Origin of the sequence: Curtobacterium flaccumfaciens (genome assembly GCF_013359815.1) — a bacterium.
GTDB lineage: Bacteria > Actinomycetota > Actinomycetes > Actinomycetales > Microbacteriaceae > Curtobacterium > Curtobacterium flaccumfaciens.
In genome coordinates, this window is sequence record NZ_JABMCF010000033.1 from 246,621 (window position 1) to 259,545 (window position 12,925).

General features: G+C 72.0%; 8 protein-coding genes. 4 read left to right on the plus strand and 4 right to left on the minus strand.

All coding sequences use genetic code 11. The annotated features are described in order from the left end of the window. Position 1 precedes the first annotated feature (1 nt). Positions 2 to 2,353, plus strand: a complete 2,352-nt coding sequence (locus HP445_RS05655; protein WP_128780827.1) for a transglutaminase TgpA family protein — start codon at positions 2 to 4, stop codon at positions 2,351 to 2,353. Positions 2,354 to 2,463: 110 nt separating this feature from the next. Here HP445_RS05655 and HP445_RS05660 read toward each other — a convergent pair whose 3' ends face one another. Then, positions 2,464 to 3,066, minus strand: coding sequence for a TetR/AcrR family transcriptional regulator (locus HP445_RS05660; RefSeq protein WP_128780828.1), 603 nt, complete (start codon positions 3,064 to 3,066; stop codon positions 2,464 to 2,466). Between the two features lie 246 nt (positions 3,067 to 3,312). Next, positions 3,313 to 4,074, minus strand: a complete 762-nt coding sequence (locus HP445_RS05665; RefSeq protein ID WP_071406483.1) for a trimeric intracellular cation channel family protein — start codon at positions 4,072 to 4,074, stop codon at positions 3,313 to 3,315. Positions 4,075 to 4,143: 69 nt separating this feature from the next. Between HP445_RS05665 and efeU the strand changes: the two genes are divergently transcribed. Genes efeU through efeB form a run of 3 tightly spaced genes read left to right on the plus strand, consistent with a single transcriptional unit; the run spans position 4,144 to position 8,265 of the window. After that, positions 4,144 to 5,754 (plus strand): iron uptake transporter permease EfeU, encoded by a 1,611-nt coding sequence (efeU, locus tag HP445_RS05670; RefSeq protein WP_128780829.1) that lies wholly within the window; start codon positions 4,144 to 4,146, stop codon positions 5,752 to 5,754. Continuing rightward, on the plus strand, positions 5,741 to 6,964 hold the full coding sequence (efeO, locus tag HP445_RS05675; RefSeq protein ID WP_128780830.1) for an iron uptake system protein EfeO: 1,224 nt from the start codon (positions 5,741 to 5,743) through the stop codon (positions 6,962 to 6,964). The genes efeU and efeO overlap by 14 nt, the downstream gene beginning before the upstream one ends. Next, positions 6,961 to 8,265, plus strand: a complete 1,305-nt coding sequence (gene efeB / locus HP445_RS05680; protein WP_128780831.1) for an iron uptake transporter deferrochelatase/peroxidase subunit — start codon at positions 6,961 to 6,963, stop codon at positions 8,263 to 8,265. Before efeO ends, efeB begins: the two co-directional genes overlap by 4 nt. Before the next feature lie 321 nt (positions 8,266 to 8,586). Here efeB and HP445_RS05685 read toward each other — a convergent pair whose 3' ends face one another. Together HP445_RS05685 and HP445_RS05690 are read right to left on the minus strand one after the other, a co-directional pair. Beyond that, entirely contained in the window at positions 8,587 to 10,965 is a 2,379-nt protein-coding gene (locus tag HP445_RS05685) for a bifunctional metallophosphatase/5'-nucleotidase (RefSeq protein ID WP_128780832.1), read from the minus strand. 102 nt (positions 10,966 to 11,067) lie between these two features. Then, positions 11,068 to 12,882, minus strand: a complete 1,815-nt coding sequence (locus HP445_RS05690; protein ID WP_111029891.1) for a thiamine pyrophosphate-requiring protein — start codon at positions 12,880 to 12,882, stop codon at positions 11,068 to 11,070. Between the last annotated feature and the right edge of the window lie 43 nt (positions 12,883 to 12,925).

Sequence of the window (12,925 nt, forward strand, 5' to 3'; positions counted from 1 at the left end):
GGTGAGCGCGCCGGCGCGTGGCCGTGCCGACGTGCGCGAGATCCTCGACCGCGACGACGACCTGCGTGACGTCCCGAGCGCCTGGGTCGTTGCCCTCGCGCCGGTGCCCGTGCTCCTCGCCGCCCTCGCCATCCGGCCGCTCGTGCAGGGCATCGCCTGGTGGGCATCGGGCGTCGTCGTCGTCGCCGTGCTCGTCGCCGTGATGCTCGCGGTGCGCCGCCAGACGCCCGGCATCCGCTTCGTCGTCCTGGTCGGCACGGTCATGGCCTGCTCGTGCGCCGCCGCACTGGTCAACGACATCCAACCGCTCGGGTGGCTCGACGCCGACGGGGCCCTCGGAGAGACGCTCGCCGCGATCCGCCTGAACCCCGCACCACTGCCGCAGACCGACGCGATCCGGCTCGTCGTCACCGCGTCGATCGGCTGGGTCGCTGCGGTCTCGCTGTTCCTCGCCGCCATCGCGCGGATCCCGTCGCTCGCCGCGGCCCCGGCCCTCGTCATCCTGATCGTGCCGGGCGTCATCACCGGGCAGCCCGCCGGCACCCCGCTCGTCATCGCCACGGCGGTGGCGTTCCTCGCGCTGCTCTGGCTGTCGGTGCGCCCGGTGCAGCGTGCACTGCCGGCCGCGGTCGTCGGGGCGATCGGGCTCGTCGTGGCCATCGGGCTGCCGACGATCGTGCCGCTGAATGCCAGCTGGTTGTCCGGCGTGACCGGTGCGATCCAGTCGCCGATCCAGCCCGGACGGCCCGGCACCCTGCTCGAACTCGGCAACGACCTGCGCCGTCCGAGCGAGCTCGAGGTGTTCCGGTACCGCTCGTCGGACGGGCAGCCCGAGTACCTCAAGCTCGCCGACCTGGACGAGTTCGGCACGGGGGACTGGGTGCCGACCGTGACGAACGCGGCCGAGGCCGACACCGCCGACGAGCAGCAGTGGGCCGAGGGCGTCAACCCGCGCCTGGCGAGCCGTGGCGACGTGACGGTCCGGATCACCGGGCTGTCCAGCACCTACCTGCCGGTGCCGTCGGGTGCGGTGTCGATCGAGTCGCAGTCCACCAACCTCGACCTGTCGCAGTGGCGGTGGATGGGGAACTCGAGCACCGTCCGGTCGACGGGTGCCGCCACCGCCCGCGGCGCGATGTACGAGGTCTACGGGGCCTCGACGTTCGCCAACGACTACCTCGACGCGGTCGCCGCTTCGGGGGTGCTCGCCCGCTCCGACGGCCGCGGCTTCCGGGAGCCCAGCCGCGAGCAGCTGCGCACCGACCTCGCCCTGCCCGACGACCTGCCCGCCAACATCTCGACCACCGCGACCCGGGTCGCCGCCGCCGCGACCGACGACTACGGGCGGGCGCGGGCCCTCGAGCAGTGGTTCCGCAGCGACCTGTTCACCTACTCCGAGACCGCCCCCGTCGAGCAGGGCTACGACGGCGACAGCATGGACGTCGTCTCGACGTTCCTGAAGGTCCGCGACGGGTACTGCGTGCACTTCTCGTCCGCGATGGCCGTGATGGCCCGCACGCTCGGCATCCCCTCGCGCATCGCGGTCGGGTACCGTGCCGGGTCGCCGCAGCCCGACGGCGAGTACGCGGTGTCGAACCGGCAGCTGCACTCCTGGCCGGAGCTGTACATCCAGGGCGCCGGGTGGGTCGCCTTCGAGCCGACGCCCGACTCCGACGAGGCCGCTCCGTCCGAGGAGCCCTCGGCCTCGCCGACCGCGGCGGCACCGGAGACCCCGCTGCCGGCACCCGAGCAGACCACCCCGGCGGACGAGTCAGCGTCACCGACCCCGTCGGCGTCCCCGGTTCCGGGTGCCACGGGTGCGTCCGGCACCGGCGGCGGCGGAGGACCGGTCGGGCTGCTCGTGGGCCTGCTGCTCGTGCTCGCGGTCCTCGTCGCCCCGGGCCTCGTGCGTGCTGTCCGCCGCCGGTCGAGGCTGTCGGCGATCGCTGCCGGTCGGTCACCCGCCGTGCAGGCGTGGCGCGAGTTGCTCGATGACGTCGCCGACCACGGGTACGCCCCGGGCCTCGCGCCGCCGGGTGACGCCGCCGCCGTGGCCCGGACCGCCCGAGCCGTGCTCGGACGCCTGCGGCCCGGGTTGCCGGAGTCGGTCGTGCCGCACCTGGAGGCCGCGGTCGACGCGGTCGATCGCGAGCGCTTCGCCGCCGGCGGGGCTGCATCGGTGGACACGGCGGCGTTGGAACGTCACGTCCGCGACGCTCGCGGGGCTCTCGACGCCTCGGTCCCCACGGTGCGCGTCGTCCGGTCGCGCCTGTTGCCGCCGAGCCTGCTGCCGTCGTCCGCCTGGTCCCACGACGGGCCGAAGCCCCGCCGTCGGGATCGTCGCACGGCCTGACGCGGGCGCGAGGGTGCGCCGAGTGGTGCGAGGTTCCGTACTCCGTGCGACCGGCGCGGCCTCGCACGGACTACGGAACCTCGCACCGTTCGGGCGCGGCGCCGCCAGCGTCAGCGCCGGCGGATGACCGCCTCGACCAGGGTCGCGATGCGCTCGCCGGGGTCGACTCCGGGCAGCGCCGGCGCGTCGAACACCAGGCCGACGTTCGCCCCGATGAGCACGGTCGCGAACTCCTCCGGGGTCATGCCGACCTCGACCTCGGGGTGCGCCCCGAGCCACAACCGCACCAGCTCCAGTACCCCGTCCTGCAGGATCCGGCGTTGCCGGATGAACTCGGGCAGGAACTCGGGGTGCCGGACGGCGTACCCGCGGAACGCCGAGAGCAGCGCGAACTGCTCGCTCTGGTCGTTCTGCCCGAACGCGGCGCGCAGGACGTCCCCGACGTCGACGGCGGCGATGTCCGCGTGCACGAGTTCCTGCAGTGAGCTGAGCACGACGTTCGTGGACCGCTGCATGACCTGGGCGAGCAGGTCTTCCTTCGACGAGAAGTTCGAGTAGACCGCACCCTTGCTGAACCCCGCGCGCGCGGCGACGTCGTCGAGCCGCGCTCCGTACACACCCTGTTCGGCGAAGACCGCGGCTCCGGCGGCGAGCAGGCGTTCCCGGACCTCGGCCCGCGGGATGCGCTGGGTGGGGGAAGCGTCGTCGCTCATCGGTTGCTGCTCCGACCTGTGCCGGTGGTCGTCGGGGAGAGCATCGTGGTGGAGACCTGCCGCGCCGCGCGTCTGATCCCGCGCGGCATCAGCGAAGCCCCCATCCCCACGTCTGCTCGGAACCGCCGCGTTCGGGTCGCGTCGGTGCTGTGCGGACAGCGTTCACCGGGACGTGCCCGGCAGAACAGCCAGGTCGATACCCGGCGGTACTGATCGTACCGTCGCGGAGCCGCGGAGGACAGCCCCTCAGTCCTCGTGCTCTTCTCGGACACTGCCGGCACCGGTCCGACGGCCCGGACGCCGGAGCAACCGGAGCGCGTCCGGTCGCAGGCTCCTACCCCGCCGCAGCAGCGAACCGAGGGTCGACTTCGGCTGCCAGTCACGGCCGTTCGGCAGCCCCCAACCCCGGCGGACCGCTCCCCAGCGGAGCCCGAGCGACAGCGTGATCGCGAGCAGGATGCCGAGGGACGGCGACCCGAGCGCCGAGGCGATCACCATCACGGCCGACGCCGCGACGGCCACGGTGGCGTACAGCGCGTTCCCGCCGAACACCGCCGGCACCCGCCGCAGGAGCAGGTCGCGCATGGCCCCGCCGCCGACCGCGGTGATGGTCCCCATGATGATCGCGGCGGGCCAGTCGAGCCCGGCGTCGTAGGTGCGCTGCACGCCGACCACGGCCCAGAACCCGATCACGGCGGCGTCGAGCACGGTGAACAGCCGGTCCCAGGTGAGCTCGGAGAACGACACGAGGAACGCGATGAGCGCCCCGGCGACGGCGACCGGCACGTACAGCGGGTCGACGAGCGCGACGGGTGGTCCGTTCTGCAGCAGGGTGTCGCGGAGCATCCCGCCGCCGAGTCCGGAGACGAACCCGACGACCAGGAACCCGAACAGGTCGAAGTCCATCGCGCGGGCGATGGAGCCGCCGAGCAGGGCGGACGCGAAGACCCCGGCGAGGTCGAGCACGTTCGTGACCGACGCCAGGCCGTCGACGGACAGCAGGTTCATGAGAACCATCAAACATCACGTCGCACGACTGGCGGGCCGTTCGGCGGTTAGGTTAGCCTCACCTTCGTCATGCTCGCCACTCTCGTCATCGGTCTCCGTGAAGGCCTCGAAGCCACGCTCATCGTCGGCATCATCGCCGCGTTCCTGCGTCGCAACCGCGTCCCGCTCGCCCCGATGTGGTCGGGCGTCGGGCTCGCGGTGCTGCTCAGCATCGCCGTCGGCTTCGGGCTGCAGGCCGTCGAGCAGGCGCTGCCGCAGGCCCAGCAGGAGGGCATGGAGACGGTCATCGGCATCATCGCCGTCGTCTTCGTCACGGGCATGATCGTCTGGATGCGCACGCACGCGCGCACCCTGACCGCCGACCTCGAGGCCAGTGCGACTGCAGCGCTCGGCCGTGGCACCGCCTGGGCCCTCGCCGGCATGGCGTTCCTCGCCGTCCTGAAGGAGGGCTTCGAGACCTCGGTGTTCCTCCTCGCCACGTTCCAGGCATCGTCGGACACCGGCCTCGCCGCACTCGGTGCCGTGATCGGCATCGCGGCCGCGGTCGTCGTCGGCTTCGGCATCTACACCGGTGGCGTCCGCCTCAACCTGTCGCGGTTCTTCACCGGCACCGGGGTCTTCCTGGTCTTCGTCGCGGGCGGCCTGGTGCTGACCGTCCTCCGCCGCGCGCACGAGGCCGGCTGGATCGTCATCGGCCAGCAGCGCACCGTCGACCTGTCGTGGCTCGCCCCGAACGGTTCGGTGCAGGGCGCCCTGGTCACCGGCGTGCTCGGCATCCCGCCGGACCCGCGGGTCATCGAGGTGCTCGGCTGGGTCCTCTACGTCGTCCCGGTGCTGGCCCTGACGCTCTGGCCGCGCGCCTGGCGTCCGTCGCCGGACCGCGTGCCCCGGGTGCGCGCCGTCGTCGCCGGCGCACTCGCCGTGGCCGCAGCGGCACTCGCGATCGCCGTGCCGACGGGCGGGGTCGACCTGCCCCACACCACCGCGGTCAGCGGCGACGCCAGCTCCGTCTCGGCCAGCGTCGACGGTGCGTCCGGCGTCCTCCGCGTGGCCGGCACCGGAACCGGCCAGGAGGCCCGGATCACCCTGCCGACGTCGGCCCACCGCCGCGTCACCCGCGCGGGCGTGGCCGCCGACCGGTGGCGCGTCGTGCAGGACGGAACCAGTGAGCAGGGGAGCGGTGCCGACCGTCCGTCGACGCTGACGCTCGACGACCTCGTCACCCTGTTCGGCCGCCTGCCCGTCGGGGTCTCCCCGTCGACGAACCCCGGCCCCTTCGCGGCGCGCTGGGCCGTGCGCGACACGGTGACCCTGTGGACCGTCCGCGGTGGGGTCCTGGACGCGACCCGCGACGAACGCGAGGTGCTGACGCTGAGCGGTGGGGGCCTCCCGTCCGCGCGCACCACGACCCTGGACCGCACCGTCTGGTCCGTCCCCGACGCCCGCGTCGAGCGGTCGGCCGCCTCGGTGGCCGCAGCGGACTCGCGGTCCGCCGACCTGCTGCTCTGGAAGGCCTGGCTGCCGATCGCCCTCGGCATCGCGGCCGCCGCGCAGGCGCTGCTGGCCCTCCGTGACCGCCGTCGCCGGCGACTCCCCACCACCCCCACCCCCGAACCCGTCCCCGCTCGTGGCCCTCCGGCCGCGGACCCTGCAAGGAGCACCGACCATGTCCTTCGGTAAGCCCGTCCGACCCCTGATCACCCTGGGCGCCCTCGGCGCCGTCACCGCCCTCGCACTCACCGGGTGCGCCGGCGGGTCCACCGGAGCCGACGGCTCCGGCTCCGGCGACGCGAAGGTCTCCCGCGTCACCATCACGCTCACCAACGACGGGCAGGACGCCTGCGCGGTGTCCTCGACGAAGGTCCCCGCGGGCCCCGTCACCTTCACGGTGAAGAACGAGTCGTCGACCGCGATCACCGAGGTCGAGCTGCTGCAGGACCAGCGGATCCTCGGCGAGAAGGAGAACCTGGCGCCCGGCCTCGACGCCGTCCGTTTCACCGCCACGCTGACCGGCGGGGAGTACCAGGTGTACTGCCCCGGTGCCGAGACCGAGCTGACGGACTTCACCGTCACCGGCAAGGCCGCGTCGACCGCGAACAGCAGCGCCTCGACCCTGCTCCGCGACGGGACGAAGGGCTACGCGACCTACGTCGACGGCCAGGTCACCGACATGGTCGCCGCGGTCGAGCAGATGCAGAAGCACATCGACGCCGGCGACCTCGACGCGGCGAAGACCGACTACGCGAACGCCCGTCCGTTCTACGAGCACGTCGAGAGCGACGTCGACGGCTTCGTCAAGAAGGGGTTCAAGGCCACCGACAACGCCGGCAACCTCGACTACCTGATCGACATGCGTGCCTCGAACCTCGACCCCGCCGTCGGCTGGAGCGGGTTCCACGCCGTCGAGAAGGACCTGTTCCAGGCCGGGAAGATCACCGCGTCGACCAAGCGGACCGCCGCGGACCTGACCGAGGACGTGCAGCTGCTCGCGAAGCTCGTGCCGACGCTCGACTACAAGCCGGAGGACCTGGCGAACGGTGCCGCCGGCCTGCTCGAAGAGGTGCAGTCGAACAAGATCACCGGCGAGGAAGAGGCGTACAGCCACATCGACCTCGTCGACCTCGCCGCCAACGTCGAGGGTGCCCGTCAGGCCTTCGCGTACCTCAAGCCGGGGCTGACCAAGCTCGACCCGACCCTGACGAAGCAGATCGCGAAGCAGTTCGACGCCACGAACACGATGATGGACGGCTACCGCGACGCCGACGACCTGGGCGGCTTCGCCACGTGGGACGCCGCCACCAAGAAGTCCGACGCGAACACGATCTCGCAGCAGATCCAGGCGCTGCAGGACCCGCTGTCCCGTCTGGCCGAGAAGGTCGCGACCGCGTGACCGAGCCGGACGAGGCACCCCGCGCGGACGAGGCACCCCGGGCGAACGTCTCCCGCCGTGGTCTGTTCGGCGCCGGCCTGGCCGTGGCCGGCGCCGGGGTCGGCGCGGCTGCGGGCATCGGCGGCGCCACCGCGGCGACCGGCGTGAACCCGTTCACGGCGGCGACGAACGGCGACGAGTCGATCGACCTGTCGCAGAGCCAGCCGTTCTACGCCACCGCGGCACGGCAGCCGCAGGGCGGGATCCGCACCACCCCGCAGCGGTACTGCGTCTACATGACGTTCGACCTGTCGACGACCGTCACGACCGAGCTGCAGGTGCTCCTCGCCCGATGGTCGGCCGCGATCGCCCAGCTGCAGGCCGGCAAGACCGTCGGCAGCGTCGAACCCGCGCACGGCAACGGGGTCGGCGCCGACACCGGCGAGGCGCTCGACCTCGGGCCGGCGTCCCTGACCGTCACGGTGGGCCTGGGCCCCGGTGTCTTCGACGAGCGCTTCGGGCTGTCCGACCGCCGTCCGGCCTCGCTCGCCGACATCCCGACGCTGCCGAGCGACAACCTGCAGGAGGGCCTGACCGGTGGGGACCTGTCCCTGCAGGCCTGCGCCGACGACCCCCAGGTGGCGTACCACGCGGTGCGCGACCTGGCACGGATGGCCCGCGGCACCGCGACCGTCCGCTGGACCGTGCTCGGCTTCGGCCGGGCATCGGCCGGGCCGCACCAGAGCACGCCCCGCAACCTGATGGGGTTCAAGGACGGCACCCGCAACATCACGACCGACGCCGACCACGACCGCTTCGTCTGGCTCGACCGCGACGCCGGGTGGATGGCCGGCGGCAGCTACCAGGTGGTGCGGAAGATCCGCATGAACATCGAGACCTGGGACGCCGACGTCGTCAGCGACCAGCAGCGGGTGTTCGGGCGGACGAAGATCCAGGGCGCACCGCTCTCCGGCGGGCAAGAGCACACCACCCCGGACTTCCACGCCAAGGACGACGACGGTGCGACGAAGATCGACGCGACGTCGCACATCGCCCTCGCCGCGCACGAGGCGAACGGCGGCGTGAAGATCCTGCGCCGGCCGTACAACTACACCGACGGGCTCAACGAGTACGGCCAGCTCGACGCCGGGCTGCTGTTCATCGCCTACGTGAACGACCCGGACCACTTCACGCGCCTGCAGCGGAAGCTCGGCGCCTCGGACCGGCTGAACGAGTACGTCTCGCACATCGGCTCCGCGGTGTTCGCCGTGCCGCCGGCACCGCGCAAGGGGTCGTACATCGGCGAGCAGCTCTTCCGCTGACCTGAGTCGCTGACCCGAAGGGGTGGGCGCCCTCCGCCGTTTCCCTGGAGGCGGAGGACGCCCGCGTCGCGGAGTCTCGCCGAACGGAACCACCGTCGACTTGCTGAAAGCGACCCGGCACGACGCGTCGCGGTGCGACAACCCCGAGAGTACCCCGCGGATCCGCGGTTCCGCAGTGATCGACCGGGATGGGACAGCAACCGTGACCGCCGGGTCGCGCGAGGTGTGCGCCGGACGTGCTCCGGGCCTCCTGGCCGACGCGAACGGGCCGCCTCACCAGGGTGAGACGGCCCGTTCGCGTGTGTGCCCGGAGGCTCTGGGTCAGTCCGTCAGGACCGTCGCGGCACGTCGTGCGCGGTTGCGGCGGAGGACCACGAGTGCCGCGATCCCGGCGAGCAGGAGCAGGCCCGCCGCGATCGCCGGAGCGGTCAGGTCCGCACCCGTGTAGGCGAGGTCGCCACCGGCGCGCGGGTCGTCGTCGGTCCCGCCGACGCCACCGATGCCCGCGTCGTCACCGTCACCCGCGCCGGGGATGACCCCGCCACCCGGGTTCGGGGTCGGAGCCGGGGTCGGGTCGACCGGGTCCGTGGGGTCGGTCGGGTCCGTCGGGTCGGTCGGGTCGACCGCTGCGGCGACCGGGATCGTCACGGCGAGGGTGACGGTCTGGCCACCCGGCAGGGTGACGACGAGTGGCGCGTCCGTCGTGGCGACCGGCTCGGCCACCGCGGCGAGCGAGACGGAACCTGCGGTGCGGGCGGAAGCGCGTGCGGCCGGCGCCTCGATCTCGGGGACCGTGACGGTCAGGGTCGCGCGACCCTGCTCGTCGTTCTTGTCGGTGATCGTCGGGTCGATCGCCGACGATGCGAGCTCCTTGCCGTCCGCGGTGACCGAGACGGAGCCGGCCTTCGCCGGGTCCTCGCTGCTGAACACGAGCGACGACAGGTCGAGCTCGATTGCGTCACCGGGCTGGAAGCCACCGGCCGGGGTCGGTGTGACCGTGACGCCGACGGCGCGCTGGTCGACCGGGGGCGTGACCTTCGGGTTGGCGAGGAAGTAGTCCACCTGGGCCTGCAGGTCGACCTGGCCGGAGTCGGCGACGTTCGTGCCGGTCGCGAAGGCGGCGAAGTTGTCGCCACCGGTCGACAGGAACGAGTTGACGGTCACCTTGAGGGTGTCGGTCAGCGCGATCGCCTTGCCGTCGAGGGTCATGCCGGTGATGCGCTCGCCGCGACCCTTCGACGGGTCGTAGGTGTACGCGAAGCCGTCCGAGACGCCGAGCTTCAGGAACGGACGCTCGAGGCCGTCCGGCTGCCACTGCTGCTCGAGGGCGTTCTTGATCTGCTGGCCGGTCATGTCCTTCGTCACCAGGGTGTTGGCGAACGGCTGGACGAGCGCGGCCTCCTTGTAGGTGACGGTGCCGTCCGGGTCGCCGGCGCCGCTGGACGCGTAGACCATGTCGGTGCGGAGACCGCCCGGGTTCATGAAGGCGACCTGCGAGCCGTTCCGCTCGGTGGCGCTGCGCTGGACCTCGGCGATGTAGTTGCCCAGGACGGACTCGCCGCCGCGGTTCTCGGCCTTGCGGTCGGACTGCACGGCGCGACGCAGGTCACCCGTGATCTCGCCGAGCTTCTCGCCGCCCTTGACGTCGGCGACGGCCTTCGCGGCGGTCACGATGTCGCTCACGGCGTTGACCGAGGTGGTGTCGGCGGGGACACGCTTGTCCTCGTTGACGGAGGTGACCGAGGACGTGATGCCGGTGAGCTGCTTGTCGGCGTCCACGGTGAGCTGCAGGTGTCCGAGGTTCACCCCGTAGGACCCGGCCTGGATCACCGGACGCTTCGTGCCGTCGGGGCCGGCGATGGAGTGGTTGTACGTCGCGTGGGTGTGCGCCGACACGATGGCCGAGACCTTCGACGAGACGCCCGAGGTGATCTTGCCGAACGCGCCGGTGCCGGTGGCGTCGGAGAGCGCGCTCGTGGTGGCGCCCTCGTGCACGAGCAGGACGAGCACGTCGGCCTCGCCGTTGTCGTCCTTGCCGTCGGTGAGCTGCTCGGCGTACCGGTTGACCTGGCTGACGATCGGGGCCATCGCGAGGCCCTTCACGCCGCCGGGGCTGACGAGCCCGGGGATGAGGTCCTCGGTGGTGGCACCGATGAAGCCGACCTTGACGCCACCCTTCTCCACGATGGAGTACGGCGTGAACGCGGGGTCGGTGGTGCCGGCCTTGACGATGTTCGCCGAGACGTACGGCCAGTCGGCGCGGTCCTCGATGCGGCCGGTCAGGTCGTCCTGGCCCTTGTCGAGCTCGTGGTTGCCGATCGCGCTGACGTCGAGGTCCATGGCGTTCAGGGCGTCGATCGTGGGGGAGTCCTGCTGGATGAGCGAGGTGAAGGTCGAGGCGCCCACGTTGTCGCCGACGCTGGCGAAGATCGTGTTCGGGTTGGCCTCGCGGTACGACTGCACGACGCCGGCGAGCTTCGCGGCGCCGGCGGCCTTGTCGGCGGCGGTGCCCTCGGACTCGATGCGACCGTGGAAGTCGTTGACGTCGATGATGTCGATCGTCGTGTCGCCCTCGGCGGCGACGGCTGCGGACGGGACGGACAGTGCGACCAGGACCCCGGCGGTGGCGAGGGCCGCGCCGGCGCCGAGGCGTCGTCGGGTCGTCGCACCGGCGGTTCCGGTGGTGTGGGAAGTGTTCATCGCCGTCGAACCTACGAAGACGCACAGGCGACCCGCCAGACCCCGTCGCAAGTCGTCACACGACGTTCACACGGCCGTCCCCCTGGGCCCGCCCGACCTGGTTCAGTCGCGGCCGAGGGCGCCCTTCACCCGCTCGGTGACCTCCGTCGCCATCGCCTTGGCGGAGTCCTTCACGACGTCGAACTCGACCGGGTCACCCTTCAGCAGGCTCTTCGCCGTGTTGATCGCGTACTCCTTCGTGATGTGCGGGGGCAGCGGCGGGACGCTCCGGCTGACGTACGCGTCGATGAGGGTCACCCCCTGGTGGGCGAAGGCCCGCTCGACCGCCGCCTCGACCTCGGAGTCCTCGTGCACCGCGATGCCCTGGAACCCGAGCAGCGTCGCGTACCCGGCGTAGTCGATCGACTCGACGTCCTGCGAGCCGCGCCACATCGGGTTGCCGTCCTCGGTGCGCATCTCCCACGACACCTGGCCGAGGTCGTCGTTGTGCATGACCACGATGACGAGCTGCTGGTTCGGCCAGGCCGCCAGGTACTTCTTCACGGTGATCAGCTCGTTCATGCCGAGCATCTGGAAGGCCCCGTCGCCGATCGTGCACACCGCCGGACGGTCCGGGAACGCGAACTTCGCCGTCACCGCGTACGGCATCGCCGCGAGCATCGTCGCGAGGCGGCCGGACATGTCGCCGCGCATGCCCTCGCGCAGCCGGATGTGGTGGCCGTACCAGTCGGCCGTCGTGCCGGCGTCCGCGGTGACCGTGACGCCGTCGGGCAGCCGGTCGTTCACGGCCTGGATCACCCGGCGCGGGTTCACGCCGTCGTCGTAGGCGACCTCGGACTGCGCACGCATCTCCGACTCCCACTCGCGCATCTCGTCGGCGACGGTCTGCTGGAAGGACTTGTCGGTCTTCTGCTCGAGCAGCGGGAGCACCGCGTCGAGCGTCGAGCCGACGTCGCCCCACAGGTTCAGCTCGGTCGGGTACCGCAGGCCGAGCTGCTCCGGCTTGATGTCGACCTGGATGCCCCGGGCCTGCCCCGTCTTCGGCATGTACTCGCCGTACGGGTAGTTCGTGCCGAGCAGCACGAGGGTGTCGCAGTCGCGGATCTGGTGCAGCGACGGCAGCGACCCGAGCAGCCCGAGCTGCTGCGAGTGGTACGGCACGTCGGACGGGATCACGTCCTTGCCGCGGAGTGCCGTGATGATCCCCGCACCCGCCTTCTCGGCGGCGGCGAGCACCTGGGCCGTCGCACCGCGCGCACCCGCACCGACCAGGAACGTCACCTTCGACCCGGCGTTGATGATCTCCGCCATCTTCCGGACCTCGTCGGCGGGCGGCGTGATCCTGGTCGACGCGGGGACGTCGCTCGACCGCGAGGCCCAGTGCTCCAGCGGCGGTGCGTCGTACGCCATCGCCTGCACGTCGTGGGGCAGCACGACGACGGCCGGCTGCTTGCGCAGCGACGCCGTGCGGAACGCGGTGTCGAGCACCACACCGACGGCCTCGGGCGTGGCCACCGTCTGCACGTAGCAGGCGACGTCGGCGAACACGCGCTCCAGGTTCGACTCCTGCTGCGTGAACGACCCCATCGCCGCGAGCCCCTGCTGGCCGACGATCGCCACCACCGGCTGGTTGTCCATCTGCGCGTCGTACAGACCGTTCAGCAGGTGGAAGGCACCGGGACTCGACGTCGCGACGCAGACCCCGACCTCGCCGGTGAACTTCGCGTGCGCGGTCGCCATCAGCGCCGCGATCTCCTCGTGCGTGGGGCGGACGTACTCCAGGCCGTCGCCCTTCGACGCCGCCTTGCCGAGCGCGCCGTCGAAGGCGCCGATCCCGTCGCCGGGGTACCCGAACACGCGGGAGACCCCCCACGCCTTGATGCGGTCGATGACGAAGTCGCTCACGGTCGTGCTCATGGCACCAGCGTGCGCGGGCGCGCACGGGTCCGTTCACAGGCAC